This is a genomic window from Francisella marina, assembly GCF_008369785.1.
Taxonomy (GTDB): domain Bacteria; phylum Pseudomonadota; class Gammaproteobacteria; order Francisellales; family Francisellaceae; genus Francisella; species Francisella salimarina.
In genome coordinates this window covers 840,572-864,162 of sequence record NZ_CP043552.1, presented here as the reverse complement: position 1 = coordinate 864,162, position 23,591 = coordinate 840,572, and the positions used below count along the sequence as shown (strand labels likewise).

Sequence of the window (23,591 nt, the reverse complement as noted above, 5' to 3'; positions counted from 1 at the left end):
TCAGATTTTATCAGTATGGCAAAAAAGATTTCAAATAGTTTTATAAAAGAGCTTGTTGCAAGTGCTGATATTGCAGATATTGTGTCTAGATATGTCAATCTCAAGAAATCTGGAAAAAATTATAAAGCATGTTGTCCATTTCATAATGAAAAAACGCCTTCATTTTATGTTAATACTCAAAAGAAATTTTTTCATTGCTTCGGGTGTGGTGTATCTGGAGATGCCTTAACTTTCGTTAAAAAAATAAATAATTTAGACTTCGTAGAAGCAGTTAATAATTTAGCAGAGATTGTGGGGAAACCCATTGAATATGAGAATTATTCACAAGAAGATTTGCAAAGAGAACATCTTTTTAATAAGTGCATTGGTTTTTTAGCGATAGCTCAAAAATATTATCGTTGGAATCTTGGTAATTCAGTATCAAAAGAAAAAGCTATAGAGTATCTTAAGAAAAGAGGAATCGATAGTGGATTAGCTAAAGTGTTTGGTATTGGATATTCATCAGAAGGTTGGAATAATATTACCCAGCTTGCTAAATCTGTTAATGTATCTGAAGATATATTAATTGATACAGGTCTTTCAATAAAGAATGATAAAGGAAATGTTTATGACCGTTTTCGCAATAGAATAATGTTTCCTATCAGAAATATTCAAGGAAGCGTTATTGGTTATGGCGGTAGGGTGATTGATGATTCTGATACAGTTAAATACTTGAACTCTCCAGAAACTATAGTTTTTCAAAAAAATAATATTTTGTATGGATTATATGAATATAGAGAGAGAAAAAAACAACATCCTGAGTTGGCAAATCAAAGTCTTATTGTTGTAGAAGGGTATATGGATGTTGTTGGGTTGGCTCAATATGGTTTTTATTCTGCTGTGGCAACGTTAGGAACAGCATTTTCACAAAATCATGCAAAAATACTATTCCGTGAGAGTAACTCAGTGATACTTTGCTTTGATGGCGATAGTGCTGGACAAAACGCGGCTATCCGAAGTATTAAAATAATTTTACCTATTTTAGATGGTAATAAAAAACTTAGAATACTTACTCTAAAGGAAGGAAAGGATCCTGACGATTATATCAAAGAACATGGGTTGATAAGTTTCCAGAGTGAACTAGATAACTCTTTGTTGGTTTCAGATTTTATAATAAGACATATAATAGGCAATAGAGATATTTCTAAAGCTGAGTGTAAAGCAGAAATTTTGGAGAATTTAAAAGATTTTTTATCTGATGTTAATGAAAATATTTATTCAGAGAGTATTGTATCAACCGTCTCAGAGAAAATAAATATTAGTTCTGATCAAGTAAAAAGATTAATCAAGCTAGGAAAGCAAAAATTTAGTATTGATACTATGAATAAGAGTAATCATATGATTAAGCAAAAAAGGCTTTCAAAAAATATTTTACTTGAAGAGGTAGTGTTAGCTGAAATTTTTGTTAATATTGATGATTTTCGCATTCTACTAAAAGAAAATGACTTTGAAATATTTTCTACTTCAAAAAATCTTGATATTCTTGTAAAAAGCTTGAAAATTTTAAAAGAAGACTCATCTAATCAAATAGAAACTGTGGTATTGATACAGTTTTTGGCAGAGGACTATCCTGACTATAGAGAGTATTTCTTTGAATTATTGAGTTATGGCATTAACAAGGCTAGAAAAAAATCTGATGGTGAACAGTATTGCAGTCAGATATTAAATGACTTAAAAAGGATTGAAGCTAATAGTGTAAAAGAGCAGCTTAATCATTTAGGGTCTCTACCTTTTAGGACAGATGTTCAAGAGATGGAACGTAAGTATTTAGTAGCAAAATTAGGTAATAAAATATAAAAAATTCTATTGGAGTATTAATAGATGACAAGAGAAGATTTACTTTCTGATCTAAAAGATTTGATAGTTGATGGTAAAGAAAGAGGTTATTTAACTAGAGCAGATATTCTGGATGCATTACCGGGAGATGTGTCAGACGATCCTAAAAAGTATGAAGAAATAGAAGCTATACTTATAGATGCTGGTATTGATGTTTATGATAGAACTCCTCAATTAGATGAAGATGATGAACGAAAAGTAAGTGAGGCGAACTTAGATGATTTGAAAGGTAAGACTTCTGATCCTATCCGTATGTATATGCGAGAAATGGGTATAGTAGATCTTTTAGATAAAAAAGGTGAGACTGATATCGCCATCAGAATCGAAGAAGGTACTACGGAAGTTTTTAGTACTATTTTGAGTTACCCAATAGTTATTAAAACTTATATTGAACGCTTTCGTGAATTAGAAGAAAAAGCTGATGATTACATGTCATCACAAGATATTGAAGATGAGTCTGTAGCTAAGTATATTCGCTTTAATGAAATTATAGCGGGCTTCAGTGATGAGCAGATTACAGAAGAAAAAGTTGCGGAAGATGATCATGATGAGAAGATTGATACTCAAAGAGCATATAATTTCTTTGTAAACCTTGAGAAAATGTTTGAGGAGTACCAGGAAAAACCTAATAAAAAGCTATATAACAAAATAGTTAAAGAGTTTGAATGTTTAAGGTTATCTACTTCTCACTTGCAGAAATTGGTTGACTACATTAGACTCCCTTATGCTCGAGTTAAAGAGTTCGAGAGAAAAATACTTAGATTGTGCGTAGAAAGATCAAAAACTCCTCGTCAGGAGTTTATCAAGGTATATGAGATTGGCTCTGTTGAGTGGCTGGAGCCTTTAACTAAAAAATATAAATTTACAGATAATACTATCAAAGAAATTAATAACTTAACTAAGCAAATTAATCAATTTCAGACTCTGATGATGATGAAAGTTGAAGAACTTAAAAAAGTTAATGTTGAAATTTCTAAGAGTGAAGCAAAAATTACTCAAGCTAAAAAAGAAATGATAGAAGCAAACTTAAGACTAGTTGTTTCAGAGGCTAAAAAATATACTAATAGAGGTTTGCATTTCTTGGATATTATACAAGAAGGTAATATTGGTCTAATGAAGGCTGTTGATAAGTTTGATTACAGAAAAGGTTTTAAGTTTTCAACTTATGCAACTTGGTGGATTCGTCAGGCAATCACTCGTTCTATTGCAGATCAAGCTAGAACAATTCGAGTTCCAGTTCATATGATTGAAACTATCAATAAAGTTAATAGAATTAAACGTCAAATACTTCAAGAGAAAGGACGCGAGGCTACAGAAGAGGAGATTATTGAATACACTCCAAATATGACTAAGGATAAGCTTAAAAAAATTCTTAATATCTCTCATACTCCTATTTCTATGGAGAGTCCAATTGGTGATGATGAAGATTCAACAGTAGGTGACTTTATTGAGGATAAGAATAATTATTCCCCAATTGAGGCAGCAAACTTAGAGAACTTAAGAGAGGCTATTAAGGAGCTTATTGATACGGGTTTAACTGAAAGAGAAGCAAAAGTTCTTATGATGCGTTTTGGTATTGGTATGAATACGGATCATACTCTTGAAGAAGTAGGTAAGCAGTTCAATGTAACCAGAGAACGTATTAGGCAGATTGAAGCAAAAGCTCTTAGAAAGTTAAAGCATCCATCAAGATCGGCATTCTTAAAAACATTTTTATAAATTTTCTTATTAATAAATTTCTCAACTAAAATGGCTTTTTGTACTTAGCTGTGCTATATTTTTGCTAAATTTTATTTATTCAATTTTATGATGAAAAAAATAGTATTAATATTTATACTAATATCAAGTACGTTTAGTCTTAACAGCTGTTTATTAATCGGAGCAGGTGTTTATGGTGTTGATCAAGCTGCGTCATACTCTGAGAACCTTGATTACTCTGTCATAGATGTTAGCAATTCAGTCTTGCACGTTCTTAGAGAAATGCCTGGTGTTACTATTACTAAGAATATTATAACTAATCAAGCATCAGAGATTGATGGCGATGTTAACTCGGAGAGATTCAAAGGGACGTTTAGTATTAGTGTGACTAGAATAGCTGACAATTCATCAACGTTAACTATTAAGTACGATATATTTGGTGATAAAGTTCAATCGAAAAGATTCTTAAGAAATGTTAAAGAAGATCTGCATAAAAATGCAGCTTGAAATAAATAATTAAAGTTTGGTTAAGCTTTAATTAGTTTTATGAACTCATCGACATATTGTTTTTGAACTATTTTAGTATCAATGTTATCGATAAAGTCCGATAGTTGGCACATCTCTAAACCACTATATCCACAGGGGTTAATATAACTAAATGGCGTAAGATCCATTTTAATATTTATAGCAATGCCGTGGTAGCTTTTACCTTGCTTTATTCTTAAGCCAAGAGAAGCTATTTTTTTATTATCAATATATATGCCATGGGCATTCTCAATAATGTGAGGGTCAAGATTATAGTGCTTTTGAAGTATATTGATACAGGCTTGCTCTACTACATCAACTAATTTTTTTGCACCAAGTTTATTTCTTTTTATATCAAGCATAAAGTATATTACAACTTGACCAGGACCATGATATGTAACTTGTCCACCTCTATCAGTTTCAACAATAGGTATATTGTGCGGATTTAGGATATGTTCGGGTTTGCCATGTTTTCCTTGTGTAAAAACACTCAGGTGTTCAACAAGCCAAATCTCATCCTTAGTAGTATTGTCACGTTCGGTTGTGAAATCAGCCATTCGTTCAAAAACATCAGAGTATGGCTGTAATCCTAAATCTCTAATTATGATATCTTCTTTCATAGAGTAACGATTATTATAAAACCATGTGTACTTCAGGATGGCTAGAAATTTCTTTGTAAATATTATCTAACTGTTGTTTGCTATCAGCTGTAAATATGGCTGTAATAGATATATATTTACCAGTTTTACTTTCTTTGGTATTAAAATCAATCTCATCATGTTTTGGAACATGTTTTTCAAAGACTTTAAGAATAGCTTCTACAGTCTCTTTCTGTGGGTTTGCCATAATCTTTATTGGAAACTGACATGGAAACTCAAAAAAAGTTTCCGGCTGATTACTGTTATTATCTTCAGACATTATAAATCCTCTTATTTTAGGGTTACCACCAACCTCTTTGTGATATATCATTCATAGATATCACTGGTACACTTGCTATTTTTTCTTTAGTGTCTCCAAGAGTTATGACTAGTTCACCTACGGGTTGTCCTTTTTTAATTGGAGCTTTTAATCCGGATGTAAACACAATACCTTGCTTTAAGAATGGAATATAAGTTTTAGGTACGGTTTTATAAATATTTTGAGTTGAGGCTACAGTTATCTTTTGTCCAGCTTTGGCGTTAGGGATGTTATCTGCACTTATTGTGACTGGAGAGTTAGCTTTGTATAATAAGACATTTTCATACTTACTTATAGCATATCTCAATAATTTAGAAGATTCTGAATCTCTTTTAGCTGAGCTACTAGTACCAAGTACTACAGAGATGAATCTTTCGCCATCTTGTTTTGCAGAGGATACTAAACAATAGCCAGCTGCATCTGTGTGGCCTGTTTTCATGCCATCAGCACCATCAAAAGTGAATAGAAGCCTGTTTCTATTGTTTTGAAGTACAAAGTTGTCGCCTTTAGGGAATAGTTTTGAGCACTTATCTTGAGCTTGAGAGTCTAGCCCTTTTGCAGTAAAACTTTCTAAAACATTACCGCTTGAACGATCAAATTTAGGTAAACATTGCTTACGATCTGCTATGCTTACAGATTCTTGCTCTGTAGCATTCCAAACCAAACCTCTGTCATCGTATATCTCATATGCTTCAGGGAAATTATATATGTAAGATCTAGCTAATAATGCCATGTCATGCGCAGTTGTATACTGTTCTCCTCCGGGCAGCCCATCTGGGTTGGCAAAGTGAGTATTATTCATTCCAATTGCTTTTGCTGTTTGATTCATAAGATCAGTAAATGCATCGGCAGTACCACCGATATATTCTGCTAAAGCTATAGTAGCATCATTACCCGATACAACATCCATTCCTGTTACTAAATTTTTAACAGAAACTTTAGCTCCTGCTTTTACGTACATTTTAGATCCGCCAGTTGAAGCAGCTTTTTCACTTATTGGTACCATAGTATCCCAACTAAGGTTTCCTGCTTTGATTTCACTGGCAACAATATAAGATGTCATGATTTTGGTCAAACTAGCAGGAGGTCTTCTCACATCCATATTTTTCTCACTAACTACATCACCAGTGCGATAATTCATAGCTACCCATGCTGGAGCATCTAGCTCAATATTTACAGGTCTTACTATTATATCTTTCTGTGCTAGTCCGTTACCTCCATTAAAATATGGGTCTGAGCTAGAAGAAATATTGGGTGCTGCGAATGCTGTAGTTGCAACCAAACTAGCTGTTAATAAAGCCATCTTTTTAAATTTCATAATTTTCCTCTTTAAACTTTTGTTAAAGTGTAACTTATTAAGTAATATCTCAAAGTATTTTAATATTTATAGGTTATAAATACAAAGGTTTTTATGATAGACTCTTGTGTAGTGTATCAAGCGTTTATGCTTTAGCAAAAATATAGGAGAAATTGTTATGCTAAAAAATATACCTTGTGGAAAAGATATTCCTAATGATTTCAATGTTGTTATTGAAATACCCCAAGATAGTGATCCGATTAAGTATGAGTTTGATAAAGATAGTGACATGATAGTTGTTGACAGATTTATGTCATCTACTATGAGATATCCTTGTAACTATGGTTTCGTACCAAATACTCTTTACGATGATGGCGACCCAATTGATGTTTTAGTATTGGCTCCATATCCTCTTGCGGTAGGTTGTGTGATTAACTGTAGAGCAGTTGGTGTTTTCAAAATGGAAGATGATGGTGGTGTTGATGCAAAAATTATTGCAGTACCAAGTTCTAAATTAACTAAGGAATATGATCATATAAATGATGTTGATGATTTGCCTGTTTCTTTAAAACAAAAAATTGAGCATTTCTTCACTCATTATAAAGATCTTGATTCTGGTAAGTGGGTAAAAGTCGATGGCTGGGATGATGTTGCTTTTGCTAAAAAAGAAATCGAAAAATCTGTAAATAATTATAAATAATTTCTTCTTTTGTTTTTAATATTTTAGTCTCTAAGTCATTTGTGATAACATTTCATATCGAATTCAATATTTTCATGAAATTTAGTATGAAGCAAAATGTCGTAAATAGTATTAAACTAGTAATCTTTGATGTCGACGGTGTCCTTACAGATAGTAGAATAATAATCTCAAATGACGGAAATGAGTTTAAAAATTTTAATGTTAAAGATGGTCTTGGTATCGTTCTGCTACAGAAACTGGGTATTAAAGTTGCAATTATAACTGGTAAAGAATCAAAGATTGTTCAGCAGAGACTTCAAAGTTTAGGTCTAGATCCCCACGATATTTATCAAGGCCAAAAAAATAAAATCAAAGCATATGAAAGCTTAAAAAATAAATATAGTCTAAATGATCAGAATATTGCTTATATGGGTGATGATTTGCCAGATCTTGTATTAATGAATAAGGTAGGATTGTCTGCAACGCCTACAGATTCAATATCAGTAGTAAAAGAATATGCAAATTATGTATGCCAAAATAATGGTGGTAATGCTGCAGTTAGGGAGTTTTGTGACTATATTATTAAGCAATCAGGTTTTTATGATAAGGTTATTAAAGATTTTATTGATACTGGTGAGGTTAAATAAACAAAAATATGAAGTTTTTCACTAAGTATTCTTTATTTGCTAACGTACTTTCCATAGTTATTATTATCTTAGCTATGTTATATATAAGTTATAATGCTTTAGATGGCGCAAAACCATTAAAAACTAGTCAACAGAAGAATAGAGTTGAATTAAAGGCTTATGATTTTACATACAATAAATATGATGTAAAAGGTAATTTAGTAACGAATTATTTTTCAAAAGAGTTAAGACGCTATATTAATCAAGACTTATTTATGATTAGTCTTACAGAAAAAAGTTATGACGATAAAACAGGCAAGTTACAGTGGCAAGTTAAGTCTAAGTATGGCTATATTCAACAGTTTACTGGTCAAAATTTGACTCATTTATATGATGGTGTTGATGCAATTATTTATACTAGTAATGATTCATCAGGTAATCAAACTAACGAGGGTAAAAACTCCTCTTTAGATAGAATCTTTATTAAAACTTCAGAGATGTTTTATAACTCTGGTTCAAAAGATTTTTATAATGCTAGATTTACAAAGATGTATGATCCTGAGACTGGTAACAATACAACCGGTATTGGAGTATCAGGAAATTCAGACTCAAAAGTTATAAGACTAGGTCAGAATGTGAGGAGTTATTATGCATCTAGTTAGAATGATAGGATTAACGCTACTGGTATTTGTTTCTAATGCTTTCTCAGAAACACAAGTGAATCAAATAGATGATGCTCTTCCGATGTATAATGCAGCAGCACAAGAAGATAGTGTTACTGATAATGAAAAAGAGGATAATTCTGAGGGCAATAGCTTGAAAGAATATGGACCGGTAACAATATGTGCCGATAGTGCTACATATGATGATAGTCAGCATGTTATTACCTATTTAGGCAATGTATTTGTAATGCAAATCCATAATAATCATATACTTTGTCATAAACCTATAGCGCCTAGAAAAGATGTTATTTATTTTGAAAGAGATGAAAACTTATCTCTGGAACAATTACAAGAGAGTTGGTTAAAAACAGCTAAACAACTATGTTCCGAACAAAAAGAATGTAACTTCATATCTGGACAGAGACTTGTAATAAATTTGGATGAGAATAAGAAATTGAAAACCTTCACCATGATTTCAGATGATAATCATAATTCCCAATTCTATACATATCCAACAAATTCAAACCCTGACTATAAAGATGTTAAGACTGCGACTAGAGGTCCTGTTGAGGGTAAATCAAAAATGATAATCTATCATGTTGATGACAAGCATCTAGAAATGTACAGAAAGGCTGTGGCCTTCCAAAATGATAATGTTTATAAGGGTGAAAAAGTTATTTTTGATATTGAACATGATCTAATATCAATTCCTGGTAGTGAAAATAAAAGATCAACAATAATATTAGATGGAGTACAGAAACAGACTAAAATTGATACAGGTCTAACTCCTATTAGTGACTATGAGAAAGATAGACAAAAAGGAAGTGTTAGAGGCTTAAATACATATAACTCTACAACTTAATTAAAGCAGACAGGTTTAAAATGGAAAAATATACATTAGAAGCAAAAAGGCTAGGTAAAAAATATGGTTCGCGATGGGTTGTAAATAATGTCTCCATGAAAGTTTCAACTGGTGAAATAGTTGGTCTCTTGGGACCTAATGGAGCCGGGAAAACAACATCTTTTTACATGATTGTAGGACTTGTGGCTGCAACACGTGGTAAGGTGCGTATGGGGGATGATGATGTAACAAAGATGCCAATTCACCTTAGAGCTAGAAGAGGCTTAGGTTATCTTCCTCAAGAGGCTTCTGTTTTCAGAAAACTAAGTGTTGAAGATAATATTGTTGCTATTTTGGAGACTCGTAAAGAACTTAGTAAAATCCAGATTGAAGAGAAACTAAATCAACTTTTGGATGAGTTTAGTATTCAGCACATACGTAAAAGTTTGGGTATGAGCTTATCTGGAGGAGAGCGAAGAAGAGTTGAAATTGCAAGGGCTCTTGCTATGGATCCTAAGTTTATACTTCTTGATGAACCATTTGCCGGAGTTGATCCAGTATCTGTAATAGAGATTAAAGAAGTTGTGAGACACCTTAAGGATAGAGGAATAGGTGTATTAATTACAGACCATAATGTACGAGAGACGCTTGATATTTGTGAGAGAGCATACATTGTTAATGCTGGGAATATGCTCGCTGCTGGTACACCAGAAGAAGTCTTAGCAGATGAAACGGTTAGAAAGGTATATCTCGGAGAAGACTTTAAGTTGTAATAATCACAATTCATAAAAGGAAGTAAATTATGCAAATTGATCTGACAAAATCAAAAGTAATTTGTATAGGTAGAAACTATGTTGAACATATCCATGAGCTAAATAATGAAATTCCAGATAGTCCAGTAATATTTATCAAACCTAACTCAAGTATAGCTAAAAATCTTAAATTATCGTCAGCTAGAGAAACACACTATGAGTGTGAGATAGTTTTTGCTTTTGATAATGATTCAAATATAAAAGCGGTAGGTTTAGGTTTAGATTTAACTGATAGGAATGTACAATCAAAGCTTAAATCAAAAGGACTTCCATGGGAGTTAGCAAAAGCTTTTGATAATAGTGCTGTGATTAGTGACTTTGTTAAAATCAATAATCAGGATGTTGAATTTTTAAGCTTCAAAGCATATAAAAATAGCTCTTTAATTCAGCAAGGCAGTTATGATTTAATGATTTATAAACCCCAACAAATTATAGACTTTTTAAAACAAAATGAAATCACCATAGCTGAAAATGATTTGTTGATGACAGGAACACCCAAAGGTGTCGGGGTAGTAAGTATCGATGATAAATTTAGAATAGAACTTTTTTGTAAAGATAAAAAAATATTAGAAACAACTTTTGGATAAATGAGATATGTGGGCAATTGTAGGAAGTAGTGGTTTTGAGTCTTTTGATGATTTTGAGATTATAGAAGAACTCTCTCGAGAAACTCCATATGGTCTGTGTTCTAATGGTTTATTTAAAATAAAAATAGAAGATAAGGAAGCATTATTTCTAAATAGAACTGGTTTAGGTCAGAATATATTACCACATCAAATAAACTACAAAGCGAATATATATGCTTTGAAAAAATATGGTGCTACTTCTATTATTGCCTTATCTTCAGTTAGAAGTTTAAGAGAAGAGTTAAAACCTGGGGACATGGTTATTCCGTACCAGTTTATTGATAGAACAAAATCTCTACGAGAATTTACATTTTGTGAACAGGGGTTGCTTAACTATGTATCTCTTTCTAAACCAATAACAGAAAGTATTGCCGAAGAAATTAGGTCAAAGAAACAAGAGTTTGATTTTGATATTCATTTTAAGCAGAGCTACGTTTGTATAGAAGGACCTCAATTTCCTACTATAATTGATGCTAAATGCTTCCAGAGTATGGGAGGTGGTGTCATAGGTATGACAGCTTTTCCAGAGTTTGCTTTAGCAAGAGAAGCGGGGCTTAATTATATTAGCTGTAACTTTATTGTTGACTATGTTCCTTGGTCATATGATGTTAGAAATTTGTATAATGTATTAGAAATAAGGGAAACAAATAATTATAAAGCTGAAAAAATTGTCAAGTGGATGGTAAATAACTTGTCATTTTATGCTGAAAATGATTGTCATGAACTAGGTATTGCTCGATATTTATCAACACCTATTGAGTCATTGCCTCCAAATAAGAAAGAGTGGCTAAAAGTTATAGCTAAGGATAACTCTGAGCATGAAGAAGCACTTGAAGCTGAAATTCTTAAAAAGGTTCCAGATCTATATGGAGGTATTAAGACTATACCACCTAAGCTTCAAGACTTACTGACATTTATTAGTAAATTTGATAGGGATGGCAATCGTCAAGATATTGATACCACAAGAAAGGCTGCTGCATCACTAGGGTTATATAGTTATCCTAAAGTGGATATTGAGAGTGTTGAAGATATTGAAATTACACATAATGATGGTCACAATATCCCTGTTAGAGTATATAATCCTAAAACTGATGAGAAACTTAAAGTAATAATCTTTTCTCATGGTGGAGGGTTTGTATCTGGTACTTTAGACTCATTTGATGCTTTTTGCCGTAAGCTTGCTTTAACTACCAATAGGATTGTTTTTGCTGTTGATTATCGTCTTGCGCCTGAACATAAATTTCCAGCTGGTTTGAGTGATGTTGAGTTTATTACAGAATATGTTTATCAACACTCTAAAAAACTTGGTGTATCTCGTAAGAAATTTACTTTAATGGGTGATAGTGCAGGAGCTAATTTGACAGTTTTAGCAACTTATAATCTATTACAAAAAGGTAGTGTTAAAATTGCCAATAATATTATTTTATACCCATCTGTAGATTTATCGCATATGCCTACGAAATCGCTTGAAGACTATTCTAGTGGCTATATTTTAACTAAAGCAAAAACAAAATGGTATTCTGAGTTATACGTGCCTGAAGGTATGGATAAATGCTCTCCTGAAATATCACCATTTTATATCAAAGAATTAGATAATATGCCGAGAACTTTAGTTATGACAGCAGGCTATGACCCTTTAAAAGATGAGGGCTTATTATTTGCTGAAAGGCTTCTTAGACATGATGTTGAGGTACAACATTATCACTTTGATAGTTTGGTACATGGTTTTATTAATTTCTCAAAATTGATTCCAAAAGAGATGGAAATACTTCACTCTAGGGTTGTTAAATTTCTTGGCTAATTATGAAAAATTATCTACTACAAATTGAATATTTTGGTAAAAACTATTGTGGATGGCAAAGACAGTCTCATTCACCAAGTATTCAAGAAGAGCTAGAAAAAGCACTTTCAAAAATTGCAAATCAAAATATCGAAGTTATTTGTGCAGGTCGAACAGATACTGGAGTACATGCGACTTCGCAAATTGCTAACTTTCATTCAGATGCTGATAGGAGTCTTAGTTCTTGGATGAGGGGAGCAAATGCTCTTTTACCACAAGATATTAAAATACTAGATATTAAAGAAGTTGATAATGATTTTAATTCGAGATTTACAGCGATAAATAGAACCTATAATTATATTATCTATAATTCTGCAATTAGCTCTCCAATATTTGCTGAGCATTGTTTGTGGGAGAATAGAGAGTTAAATATAGATAAGATGAATCAAGCCTGTAAATACTTATTAGATGAGCAAGATTTTACATCTTTTAGATCATCTCAATGTCAGTCCAATACACCATTTAGAAATATTCAAAAAGCTGAGTTTATTAAGAAGGGGAATTTTATAGTATTTGAGGTTGTTGGTAATGCTTTTCTACATCATATGATTAGAAATTTTATTGGCTCGTTATTAAAAGTTGGCTTAGGACTTAGGCTTCCAGAATGGATTAAAGAAGTATTACAAGCAAGGGATAGAACAAAAGCAGCCGAAACAGCTAAAGCACACGGTCTATATTTTGTTGGAGTTGAATATCCTCAGTTTAGTTTTAAACGTCGAGTAATAGAGCTTTTTTGTTAGTCTAATCATTTAGTTTTCTAAGAAAGTCTTTTGTAAGTATTTATTTAATGTTACTTTTATTACTAAAAGCTAATTACAATCAAATTCATTTAGGTTAAAATATCCTTTTAAGAAAATCTCTATTTCTATAAAAATGACAGATATACATAATCATAAGATTTTGATTTTAGATTTTGGTTCGCAATATACTCAACTTATCGCGCGTAGAGTGAGAGAGGTTGGCGTGTTTTGCGAAATATTTCCTCACGACATAGCAGATGATTTTATCAAAGATTATCATGCTAAAGGTATAATTCTTTCTGGTGGTCCTGAGTCTGTATATGATTCAGATGCTAAAGCCCCAGAAATAGTCTTTGAATTAGGTGTTCCTGTTTTGGGTATCTGCTATGGTATGCAGACAATGGTAATGCAGCATGGTGGAGAGGTAAAAGGAGCTGATCAAAGTGAGTTTGGTAAAGCAATCATTAATATCTTAAAATCATCAGAAAATATATTTTCAAATCTTAAAACAGAACAGTCTGTATGGATGAGTCATAGCGATAAAGTTACTCAAACTGGTGAATATTTTGAGGTAATAGCATCATCAGCTAATGCTCCTGTTGCAGCTGTTGCTCATAAGAGTAAACCTTTTTATGGAGTACAGTTTCATCCAGAAACCACTCATACAGAGAATGGTAAACAGATTATAGAAAATTTTGCCTTAAATATCTGTAAATGTGATGCTCTTTGGAATATCGAAAATATTATTGAAAACGATATCAAAGAAATAAAAAAACAGGTTGGAAATGATAGAGTGATTTTAGGCTTATCAGGTGGTGTTGACTCATCTGTGGTAGCAGCAATATTACATGAAGCTATTGGCGATCAACTTACCTGTATATTTGTAGATACTGGACTACTTCGTCTTAATGAAGGCGACCAAGTGATGGAAGTATTTGCAGAGCATATGGATATTAATGTTATTCGTGTAAATGCTAAAAATAGATTTTTAGACGCTCTAAAGGGGATTGGTGATCCTGAAGAAAAGCGTAAAATCATAGGTAAGCTTTTTGTTGATATTTTTGATGAAGAAGCAGCTAAAATTGAAAATGCGAAATGGCTTGCTCAAGGCACGATCTATAGTGATGTAATTGAGTCAGCTGGTAATAGCCAGTCTAAAGCTCATGTTATCAAATCTCATCATAACGTTGGTGGTTTGCCAAAAGAGATGAAGCTTAAGCTATTAGAACCTCTAAGAGAGTTATTCAAAGATGAGGTGCGTAAATTAGGGCTAGGTTTAGGCTTACCGTATAATATGCTTTATAGACATCCGTTCCCGTGTCCAGGTCTTGGTGTGCGTATATTAGGTGAAATTAAGAAAGAGTATGTTGAAACTCTACAAAAAGCAGATGCTATCTTTACTGAAGAGCTCTATAAGCATAATTTGTATCATGATATTTCTCAGGCCTTCGGGGTTTTCTTACCAGTTAAGTCAGTTGGGGTTGTTGGGGATCAGCGTAGATATGAATATGTTATAGCATTAAGAGCTGTGGTTAGTATTGATTTTATGACTGCAACATGGGCAAATTTGCCTTATGACTTCTTATCTATAGTTTCAAATAGAATTGTAAATGAAGTTAAACAAGTATCACGAGTCGTTTATGATGTAACAGGTAAACCACCTGGAACAATTGAGTGGGAGTAACCACTAGCTGACGAAATGTTTAATTTATTAAAGTATATATTCTTTAGAATTGTACTTTTGGGTTAGATGAAGATTTTATACTATGTCGAAATATACTATTTTAGATAAGATAAATACCCCTGCAGATCTTAAGCTTGTACCTGAGGGACAACTTAAAGAACTAGCATCTGAGTTAAGAACTTTTTTGGTAGATACATTAGATGTGAGTGGTGGACATTTTGCAAGTAGTCTTGGTGCTACTGAGCTTACTGTAGCACTACACTATGTTTTTAATACACCTTACGATAATATTGTATGGGATGTTGGACATCAAACATATATTCATAAAATCTTGACAGGTAGAAAAGATAAGCTTATTACTATCAAAAAAGATGGTGGAATTTCAGGTTTCCCAAAGCGATCTGAAAGTGAATATGACACTTTTGGAGTAGGGCACTCAAGTACATCGATAAGTGCAGCACTTGGCATGGCTATTGCAGATAGACTACAAGGTAAACACTCTAGCTCAATTGCTGTAATTGGAGATGGTGCTATAACTGGAGGTATGGCATTTGAGGCACTTAATCATGCTGGGGGAATTAAAGAGGACATTTTAGTTATTCTCAATGACAACGAAATGTCAATTTCTGATAATGTTGGTGGTCTTTCTGCTCATTTTAGCAAGATTATTTCAGGTGGCTTTTATAACTCTATTCGTGAAAAAGGTAAGGAAGTTCTTAAAAATATTCCACCGATGTTTGAGTTTGTGAAAAAGATAGAAACACAGACTAAAGGAATGTTTGTCCCTGCAAATTTTTTTGAAGATTTAGGTTTTTATTATGTAGGACCAATAGATGGCCATAATGTTACAGAGCTAGTAAAGACTTTAAAAATTTTAAAAGATCACAAGGGTCCGAAACTTTTACATGTAATTACTAAAAAAGGCAAAGGTTATACTAGAGCAGAGTCTGATCCAATTAAGTTTCATCATGTTGCACCAAGTTTTCACAGTGGAGATGCTCAATCAAAAGCTTCTAAGCCAACTTACTCAAATATATTTGGTAACTGGATTTGTCAAAAAGCAGCTAAAGATGAGCGCTTAGTAGGTGTAACTCCAGCTATGAAGGAAGGCTCTGATTTAATTAGATTTTCAGAACAATATTCAAATAGATACTTTGATGTAGCAATTGCTGAGCAGCATGCAGTAACTTTTGCAGGTGGTTTAGCCTGTCAAGGACTTAAGCCTGTAGTTGCTATTTACTCAACATTTCTACAAAGAGCTTATGATCAGGTTATACATGATATAGCATTACAAGATTTAGATGTCTTATATGCTGTTGATAGAGCTGGTCTGGTTGGAGCAGATGGAGCAACTCATGATGGTAGTTTTGATATATCATTTATGCGTTGTATTCCAAATCATGTAATTATGACTCCAAGTGATGAAAACGAGACATATCATATGCTTGAACTTGGATATGAATACAAGGGACCTGCAATGGTACGCTATCCTCGTGGAGCAGGTATCGGAGCTGAAATTACTGATAATCTTGATATAGAATTAGGCAAAGCAAAGCTTATTAAGAAAGGTTCTAGAGCCGCAATTTTAAATTTTGGAACTTTATTACCTCTTGCTAACCAGATAGCAGATAAGTATGATATTACTGTAGTTGATATGAGATTTGTAAAACCTCTTGATGAACAGCTGATTGATGAAATATGTCAAAACCATAATATTATATTTACACTTGAGGAGAGTTCAATAGCAGGAGGAGCGGGTTCTGCGGTTAATGAGTATATACTTGCTAGCGATCTAAGTAAAAATACAATTGTCAGAAACTTTGGTCTCAAGGATGAGTTTTTAACTCATGGTACAAAAGATCTTCTGCTAGATTATTCAAATCTTTCTTTTAGCAAAATATCAGAAGTCTTAGAAAAACTTTTAAGTCACAAAGGATAATTATTTGTCTAAATTCTACTTATTATTAATAATGCTATAGATAGTATTTTGTTGGTTACTATTTTATAATTTCAAATATATTATTTTTAGAAACGCTTATCTAATGAAGAAATTAATTTTACCTATTTTTGTAATAGTTTTATTAGCATTGTCATACTATTATTTTATCTATCAAAACTATAATAATTGGCCTATTGTTAACCAAAATCCACAAGGCGAGACTATTGTTGCTTTTGGTGATAGCTTAACAGCTGGATATGGTGTAGATAAATATGATAATTACCCATCTCAATTATCAAGGATGATTGGTGAACCTGTAATAAATATGGGAGTATCTGGTGAAACAACAGGTCAAGCACTATTAAGAATTGAAGATGTTGTGCAAGCTAACCCTAAGATAGTAATGGTGTCATTGGGAGCTAATGATTTAAGAAAAAGAATTCCTGCAAAAGAAGCGTTTGCAAACTTAAAGCGTATAGTGAATATACTACAAGCAAACGGAGCGTTAGTTATTATCGGAGGTCTAGATATACCATATTATAAAAATGATTATGCTGAAGACTATATTAACTTTGCTAAGAGCTATGGATGTTTATTAGTTCCTAATGTTTTAGAAGGTGTAATTGGGAATAAAGATTTAATGGTTGATGCTGTACATCCAAATGCAAAAGGATACAGGATTATGGCAAATCAGTTCTATAATGTTATAAAAGAATATGTAGATTAATTGTTAAAAAAATTAGATACCTTTGTTAAGGTTAGAAATACCTTCTTTTTGATAAACGTGATAGACATCTAAACCAAGCTTTCTTCTAATATATGGTAAAGAAAAATAACCACGGATATATTTTTCACCATTTTCATTTTTATCATACACTACGATATGATGATAGTCTGAGTTAATTAATGTGTTTAGGATATGGCCAATTTTAGTACTTTTTATAATTGAATAAGATACTGTGTTTACTTTGGCAATAGGTAACATAATATCATGTGCAACTAAATCAGCTGGTTTTGTACCAGAACTTCTAGCTCTTTCTTGAAGGGCTTGGCTCTCTATATAATGAAGAGCAATTGTTCCCACAACTTTATCTTCAGCACTAATTACCAGTGCAAAATCTTTATGATTATCAATAATTTTTGTTTTTACATCCTTTAGGTTAAGATCTGCTCTAACTGTTAAAGCATCATGATCTTTATAGTCTCTAAAGACATCTAAAGCAGAACTTTCTAAGTAAAGAAGGTGACTAGCATCATCTCTAAGATAATTTATTGATTTAGTATCACTGAAATGAGAAAGTTCTATTTGTTTGAAATCTTTTAAATCCACTATTTTCTCCATATATTAATGTCGATTCTATTATTAGATTTTAGACAAAACATTTACCTTTTTCAAAGTTTATCACTCAACATTTTACTATATTGGTATAATTTGATTTTTATATTAGTTACAACCGCAAAAATATGCTGTATATAATCCAAAGTCAAATTGAGAGCAATAAAATGTTATAATAAAAATTAAATCTTATTAGAACACTATAATATGATAGAAACTGACAGAATAATATCAGCAAATACAGCACAAAATAAAGATGAAAACTTCATTGATAGAGCTATAAGACCAAAAACTTTAGCTGAATATGAGGGTCAGCCTGCAGTACGCGAACAAATGGAGATTTTCATTCAAGCTGCAAAATCTCGAAAGGATGCGCTTGATCATACTCTTATATTTGGGCCCCCGTGTTTAGGTAAAACAACATTATCAAATATCATTGCCAATGAAATGGAAGTGGAACTTAAGCAGACTAGTGGTCCAGTTTTAGAAAAAGCTGGAGATTTGGCAGCACTTTTGACTAACTTAGAAGAGAACGATGTATTATTTATCGATGAAATACATCGCTTAAGTCCTGTTATTGAAGAAATATTATATCCAGCTATGGAAGATTATCAGCTTGATATTATGATTGGTGAAGGTCCCGCAGCAAGATCAATCAAGATTGATTTACCTCCATTTACATTAGTAGGAGCTACAACTAGAGCAGGGCTTCTGACTTCACCCTTGAGAGATAGGTTCGGTATAATTCAAAGGCTAGAATTCTACTCAATTGACGATTTAGCTAAGATAGTTTATCGTTCGGCTAAGCTTTTAGATCTAGATATTACAGACGATGGTGCTAATGAAATTGCTAAACGTTCAAGAGGTACACCAAGAATAGCAAATAGATTACTACGTAGAGTTAGAGATTATGCTCAAGTTAAAGCGTCTGGAGTTATATCTTATGATATTGCTGATAAAGCTCTTACAATGCTAAAAGTCGATCCCGTAGGATTTGATCATATGGATCATAAATATCTACTCACTCTGATGGAAAAATTTGGTGGTGGTCCAGTAGGATTAGATACGATGGCAGCTGCACTTAGTGAAGAAAAGGGAACTATTGAAGATGTCATAGAACCATATTTAATCCAGCAAGGATACATCATGCGTACCGCAAGAGGGCGTATTGCAACTTTGCTAGCATACAATCATTTTAAATTAAAAATACCAGATAGTTTATCATCAGATCAACAACAGAACTTATCTCTTTAATTCAGAACTTATTCTTTAACAAGAAGCTTTAAGCTTATCTAAATTATTTGATTTAATTACACTATTTAATCTATTTTGATATTCATCTCCCTCTAACGCAGAGTATTCTGTCAGAGTATTAATGAGTTGAGAAGTATCGCCATTAGCTTGTCTTACTTGTCTAAATTTAGCAAACTTTTCTCCAGTATTTAATCTAAAGTAGTATCCAAGAATACTATCTCCAACATCTTTAAAAGTTTCTACTTGGACATCTGAATCTTTAGCTTTGGCACCACAGTTTTCTTCAAAACAATGTAATCCAAAGTAATTATTATAGTCAACTGCAAATCTAGATGTTCCCCAGCCAGTTTCAAGGATTGCTTGAGCAATTACTAGACTTTTAGGCGCTATATTAACTTTTGTAACTAAAGCATTAACTTGCTCTTGTAACGTCTTAGCATTCCATATTTTATAGAAGGAAGTATATTTTTTAATTTTTGTTTTTTGATTTTCATCTAAATCTTGTTTACTATTAAGAATTTCTTGTAGTTTCATAATAGTTTTTCTTTGTTTACATAACTCTTGATTAGCTTCATCTATTTCTTTTGACATAAATTCTATAAAGACTTTTTTCTTTTCAGATACATCTTTTATATTTCTAAAGTCAGGTTTATAAGTTCCTGCCGGTATTGGAGGAGTTTCCAAATGATATTTATCAGAACTTGCAAAACTTATATTTATGAAAAATATAGTTAAAACAAAAAATACTTACCTAAATTGATTGTATTCATAATTTATATTATCTAAGATTAATTTTATTTGAATACAATTGTAACAATATATATAGAATATTAGTATATTTATATTTTATAAGAATTTAATCCTCATAAATTAATATGTCTCCCGGTTGGCAATCTAGATACTTACAAATTGCTTCTAGAGTAGAAAATCTAATAGCTTTTGCTTTTTCGTTTTTTAATATTGATAAGTTTTGCTCTGTAATTCCAATAGCTTTTGCTAAATCTTTAGATTTAATTTGTTTATCAAGCATTATTCTTGCTAAGTCAATTCTTATAGACATCTAAATATCCTTAAATTGTTAAATCATTTTCTTCAGCAAGTTCATGAGCTTTTTGCATAACTTTTGATATTGTTATAATCACTCCCCCACATAATAATGCTAGAATTTCGTTAGTACCAATTGATACACTTACGAAACGTTCACCTACAGGATTATGATAACTTAGAGTCAATGATATTAAAGGCTCAAAAATAATTTGAGCAAAAAAATAGTATACTAATCCCCAACCTAATCTTTTGTATATCAAAACTACTCTAGAAGAAAAAACCTCAAGCTTTTCATAACACGTAAATAATTTGACTAAAAGAGCAATTATATAAAGTATTACTGAAACTGGTATCAAGCTAACTAAAAGACCTATAATTCTAGTATCTAAAGCTATTGGTTGTGACATTTGATCGATATAATGCTGCGCAGTATCTGTGACATTAGGTATATATTCGCTTTGTGCAAAAGCCCAAAATGATATAACAGATATTACTATCAATATAAATACTATTCTAAAAATATTTTTATAGAACTTACTAATTTTTTCTAAGTTTTGCATGACTTTATCTCCACATTTAGATTTTGTTATCTATTTTAGATTAAAATTATCGTTTATCAATAATTATTTATTGTAAAACAGTAACTATTTTGTAAAAATATTTTAAAAATAGAGAGGAATATAATATATGCTTAGAAAAATTTTATTAATATTTAGCTTTTGTTTATTTATGAATTTATCAGTTGCTAATAAGTTACAAAATAATCTGAAAGAATATAATTACAAAGCACTGAAATTAGAAAATAAAAAAGAGTTTGAAGCACCATATATACTTGCAAAGGTAAACGATAGACCTGCTTATGTGATTTTTGACTCAGGATCAAAAGGAATAAGTATTTTTAATCACTCAGTTGATCAATTAAAGCTTAATCAAGAGAGTGGTTCTGAATATTCATCAAATATGGTAGGACAAAAATCTAGGAATCAAAATGTAATATTAAAAAAAATACAAATAGGAAATGTTTTACTTAAAAATGTCAAAGCTAATATAACCAATCAACCTAAAGAAAAGTTGTATCCAGTAATTGTCATTGGTACAGATTTCTTAGCAAGATATGATGCAATTTTTGATTTTTCAGCAAATTTGATATATCTAAGCAAAAATAACTTAACCGCTAAACAACACCATGAAATAGGAAAAGTATTAGATGAAGAAAGTTATTTATTAATTAACTTAACTAAATTATTGTCTCAGCATCAGACAATTGCCATATCAATAGATAGTAATCAACCGGTTAATTGTTTACTTGATACCGGAACTTCTAATTTTACAATTTCAGATAAATATCTGCAGAGCATAGACTTAGCACCAACTAAGCCCAAGAAAACAATTCAGGCAACAGATGGAACATTAACAGTCAGTGATATTAAAATTAAGAAGCTAGTGCTAAACCCTTTAAATCTATTTTTCCAAGATAAAGTTCAAATGGTTAATCTAGAAGCAACAGCTGCAAATATTAAGATTATGAGTAAATTTTTAGGAGTTGTATGCATTTTAGGATATCAGGAGCTAAAGGCAGAAAAAGTAATATATGATTTTTCTGCAAGTAGAATTTATGTCAAGAAATAAGAACTGAAGGGTATATCAATTAGTTAGGAATAACTTTGCTTAAATTTTCGAACATAGTCGCTTGAAGAGCTACATAAACTTGTTCTTCGAAAGCAGCATCGACAGTTTGGTCTTTAGCTATTTGGCTAGCTATCTGTTTTGTAGCTGCAACCATTGCTTTAGCTACAGGGTTATTACTGTTTTGTGCAGCAGTAAAGTTACAAGCGTTTTCTCCAAATAGTATACCATCAGCATCACTTACTTGCTTGTAGATACCGTTTTCAGCGATAGCATTAGCTACTGGAGCAGCAACAGCACTTGCAGGTCTTAACATTAAAGTATGATCTTTAACGTAAATAACACCTTCAGAGCCTATAGCAACAGCAATAGCATTGACAGCAGCTTTAATAGCCCAGTTATTTCCAAGTTTATCTAAATCATATACCTTAATATCACCAACATTTATGATATCAAGGAATTGAGTAAGAATAGATTCTACTGCTTTTTCATCAGATAAGTCTTTTAATACGTTTCTAGCTGTAGCTACATTGCTGTTAGCTCTAATTTCAAGTAAATCAGCTTCACATATTGATTGAGCAGTTCTAGGAGAAGCTATTTTCTCTTGAATACCACTTTCTAAGTCGCCCAGTGTAGTCACTGTATATGCAAGAGTGTTTACATTAGCATAAGTAGTAATTGCCTTATCATTATTACCACCTTGGATCAGCTGAATAGCTTGAATAGTCAAGTAGTTAGTTATATCGTTAAACTCTATAGCTGTTTGAGCATCTTTGCTATTTATATTATATTGACCATTCCAAAGAGCAACTCTTGCGCTCCAGAATTTATCTATATTATTTCTATAACCAATATAATCAAGAGCAGTAGCTGAATTCCATGCAGCTGTTAGCTCAGATGAAACTGGTTTAGCAATATCATTATAGTATGCTGTAGGACCATTTACAGTTATATTTTGGATAGTATTGAATTGAGCAATCTTTTCTTCTGCATAAGCTTTATCGCCTTTTTCAATGCCTTTTAAGATATCGATTTTAGTATTGATACTTTTTAGTTTAGCTTTTTCTGCAGTTACTTTGATTCTCCAGCCTAGTTTTTTCTTGCTTTCCAAATCTTCTATCTTTTTACTGATTTCATCTCTTTCAGCTCTATATTTTTCAAGACCTTGAGCAGCAGAAGCTTCGTCTTTCATATACATATCTTTAGGCTTAACAGAATTAGGTATTTTAACTTTACCATTATTAGTTAATACTAGACCTCTAGCTATTTTTTCACCGTTTGTTTGGATATCGCCAGCGTCTGCAGCTATGCTTTTAACAGCATAAATTGGTGAATTAGGATCAGTATCAGCAGCTGTTTCAACTTTATTTGAATAATCAATGATAGAGTTGTTTACGATATTAGCATTTAAATCATCAGCATAAGCAGAAGCTGCTGCGATTGAGCCTAAAAGTGCAAGGGTAATAGTCTTTTTCATTTATATCTCCATTATTAACAAAATATTAAATTATCATTGATAAAGTATTT

At 32.0% G+C, this 23,591-nt stretch carries 24 protein-coding genes; 16 read left to right on the top strand and 8 right to left on the bottom strand.

Annotated elements, in window-relative coordinates; translation table 11 throughout:
• Positions 1-15: 15 nt before the first annotated feature.
• The 3 genes from dnaG to F0R75_RS04220 all read left to right on the top strand — a co-directional run bounded on the left by dnaG (position 16) and on the right by F0R75_RS04220 (position 4,080).
• On the top strand, positions 16-1,836 hold the full coding sequence (gene dnaG / locus F0R75_RS04230; protein ID WP_149368208.1) for a DNA primase: 1,821 nt from the start codon (positions 16-18) through the stop codon (positions 1,834-1,836).
• Between the two features lie 24 nt (positions 1,837-1,860).
• Positions 1,861-3,594 carry an RNA polymerase sigma factor RpoD gene (rpoD, locus tag F0R75_RS04225; RefSeq protein WP_013923180.1) on the top strand — a complete coding sequence of 578 codons (1,734 nt, stop codon included), beginning with the start codon at positions 1,861-1,863 and terminating at the stop codon, positions 3,592-3,594.
• 87 nt (positions 3,595-3,681) lie between these two features.
• Positions 3,682-4,080, top strand: a complete 399-nt coding sequence (locus tag F0R75_RS04220) for a DUF3568 family protein (protein ID WP_149368209.1) — start codon at positions 3,682-3,684, stop codon at positions 4,078-4,080.
• A 20-nt stretch (positions 4,081-4,100) separates the two neighbouring features.
• On the opposite strand, the gene lipB is transcribed toward F0R75_RS04220, so the two are convergent.
• Genes lipB through F0R75_RS04205 form a run of 3 tightly spaced genes read right to left on the bottom strand, consistent with a single transcriptional unit; the run spans position 4,101 to position 6,373 of the window.
• A complete protein-coding gene (gene lipB / locus F0R75_RS04215; protein ID WP_149368210.1) occupies positions 4,101-4,718 on the bottom strand; it encodes a lipoyl(octanoyl) transferase LipB in 618 nt (205 codons plus the stop codon).
• A gap of 13 nt (positions 4,719-4,731) precedes the next feature.
• Positions 4,732-5,016, bottom strand: coding sequence for an HP0495 family protein (locus F0R75_RS04210; RefSeq protein ID WP_149368211.1), 285 nt, complete (start codon positions 5,014-5,016; stop codon positions 4,732-4,734).
• 22 nt (positions 5,017-5,038) lie between these two features.
• A complete protein-coding gene (locus F0R75_RS04205; RefSeq protein ID WP_149377214.1) occupies positions 5,039-6,373 on the bottom strand; it encodes a D-alanyl-D-alanine carboxypeptidase family protein in 1,335 nt (444 codons plus the stop codon).
• Positions 6,374-6,530: 157 nt separating this feature from the next.
• On the opposite strand from F0R75_RS04205, the gene ppa reads away from it, so the two are divergent.
• From ppa to F0R75_RS04150, 11 genes are all read left to right on the top strand, one after another.
• Positions 6,531-7,052, top strand: a complete 522-nt coding sequence (gene ppa / locus F0R75_RS04200) for an inorganic diphosphatase (protein ID WP_013923175.1) — start codon at positions 6,531-6,533, stop codon at positions 7,050-7,052.
• An 86-nt stretch (positions 7,053-7,138) separates the two neighbouring features.
• Positions 7,139-7,678, top strand: a complete 540-nt coding sequence (locus F0R75_RS04195; protein ID WP_149368213.1) for a KdsC family phosphatase — start codon at positions 7,139-7,141, stop codon at positions 7,676-7,678.
• Between the two features lie 8 nt (positions 7,679-7,686).
• Positions 7,687-8,319: an LPS export ABC transporter periplasmic protein LptC gene (lptC, locus tag F0R75_RS04190; protein WP_149368214.1), complete on the top strand. Its 633-nt coding sequence runs from the start codon at positions 7,687-7,689 to the stop codon at positions 8,317-8,319.
• The gene (locus F0R75_RS04185) at positions 8,306-9,181 is read left to right on the top strand and encodes an LptA/OstA family protein (RefSeq protein WP_149368215.1); all 876 of its coding nucleotides are present in this window, start codon (positions 8,306-8,308) and stop codon (positions 9,179-9,181) included. Before lptC ends, F0R75_RS04185 begins: the two co-directional genes overlap by 14 nt.
• A gap of 20 nt (positions 9,182-9,201) precedes the next feature.
• A complete protein-coding gene (gene lptB, locus F0R75_RS04180) occupies positions 9,202-9,933 on the top strand; it encodes an LPS export ABC transporter ATP-binding protein (protein ID WP_013923171.1) in 732 nt (243 codons plus the stop codon).
• Between the two features lie 29 nt (positions 9,934-9,962).
• Complete coding sequence (locus F0R75_RS04175; RefSeq protein WP_149368216.1) at positions 9,963-10,559, top strand: fumarylacetoacetate hydrolase family protein; 597 nt, start codon at positions 9,963-9,965, stop codon at positions 10,557-10,559.
• Between the two features lie 7 nt (positions 10,560-10,566).
• Positions 10,567-12,399: an alpha/beta hydrolase fold domain-containing protein gene (locus tag F0R75_RS04170; RefSeq protein ID WP_149368217.1), complete on the top strand. Its 1,833-nt coding sequence runs from the start codon at positions 10,567-10,569 to the stop codon at positions 12,397-12,399.
• A gap of 2 nt (positions 12,400-12,401) precedes the next feature.
• Positions 12,402-13,178 carry a tRNA pseudouridine(38-40) synthase TruA gene (gene truA / locus F0R75_RS04165; RefSeq protein ID WP_149368218.1) on the top strand — a complete coding sequence of 259 codons (777 nt, stop codon included), beginning with the start codon at positions 12,402-12,404 and terminating at the stop codon, positions 13,176-13,178.
• Between the two features lie 133 nt (positions 13,179-13,311).
• Positions 13,312-14,862 carry a glutamine-hydrolyzing GMP synthase gene (gene guaA / locus F0R75_RS04160; RefSeq protein WP_149368219.1) on the top strand — a complete coding sequence of 517 codons (1,551 nt, stop codon included), beginning with the start codon at positions 13,312-13,314 and terminating at the stop codon, positions 14,860-14,862.
• 82 nt (positions 14,863-14,944) lie between these two features.
• On the top strand, positions 14,945-16,801 hold the full coding sequence (gene dxs, locus F0R75_RS04155) for a 1-deoxy-D-xylulose-5-phosphate synthase (RefSeq protein ID WP_149368220.1): 1,857 nt from the start codon (positions 14,945-14,947) through the stop codon (positions 16,799-16,801).
• Between the two features lie 103 nt (positions 16,802-16,904).
• Positions 16,905-17,528: an arylesterase gene (locus F0R75_RS04150; protein ID WP_149368221.1), complete on the top strand. Its 624-nt coding sequence runs from the start codon at positions 16,905-16,907 to the stop codon at positions 17,526-17,528.
• Positions 17,529-17,540: 12 nt separating this feature from the next.
• Here the strand turns inward: F0R75_RS04150 and F0R75_RS04145 are convergent, their stop codons facing one another.
• Positions 17,541-18,131, bottom strand: a complete 591-nt coding sequence (locus tag F0R75_RS04145) for a CBS domain-containing protein (RefSeq protein ID WP_179951665.1) — start codon at positions 18,129-18,131, stop codon at positions 17,541-17,543.
• Between the two features lie 213 nt (positions 18,132-18,344).
• Between F0R75_RS04145 and ruvB the strand changes: the two genes are divergently transcribed.
• Entirely contained in the window at positions 18,345-19,391 is a 1,047-nt protein-coding gene (gene ruvB / locus F0R75_RS04140) for a Holliday junction branch migration DNA helicase RuvB (protein WP_149377213.1), read from the top strand.
• A gap of 15 nt (positions 19,392-19,406) precedes the next feature.
• Here the strand turns inward: ruvB and F0R75_RS04135 are convergent, their stop codons facing one another.
• The 3 genes from F0R75_RS04135 to F0R75_RS04125 form a co-directional block, all read right to left on the bottom strand.
• The gene (locus tag F0R75_RS04135; protein WP_149369199.1) at positions 19,407-19,982 is read right to left on the bottom strand and encodes a glucosaminidase domain-containing protein; all 576 of its coding nucleotides are present in this window, start codon (positions 19,980-19,982) and stop codon (positions 19,407-19,409) included.
• A gap of 265 nt (positions 19,983-20,247) precedes the next feature.
• Entirely contained in the window at positions 20,248-20,451 is a 204-nt protein-coding gene (locus F0R75_RS04130) for a helix-turn-helix domain-containing protein (protein ID WP_149368222.1), read from the bottom strand.
• Between the two features lie 10 nt (positions 20,452-20,461).
• Entirely contained in the window at positions 20,462-20,998 is a 537-nt protein-coding gene (locus tag F0R75_RS04125) for a DUF2975 domain-containing protein (protein ID WP_149368223.1), read from the bottom strand.
• A gap of 127 nt (positions 20,999-21,125) precedes the next feature.
• On the opposite strand from F0R75_RS04125, the gene F0R75_RS04120 reads away from it, so the two are divergent.
• Positions 21,126-22,067 (top strand): retroviral-like aspartic protease family protein, encoded by a 942-nt coding sequence (locus F0R75_RS04120; protein ID WP_149368224.1) that lies wholly within the window; start codon positions 21,126-21,128, stop codon positions 22,065-22,067.
• Between the two features lie 19 nt (positions 22,068-22,086).
• On the opposite strand, the gene F0R75_RS04115 is transcribed toward F0R75_RS04120, so the two are convergent.
• Positions 22,087-23,541: a hypothetical protein gene (locus tag F0R75_RS04115; protein ID WP_149368225.1), complete on the bottom strand. Its 1,455-nt coding sequence runs from the start codon at positions 23,539-23,541 to the stop codon at positions 22,087-22,089.
• Between the last annotated feature and the right edge of the window lie 50 nt (positions 23,542-23,591).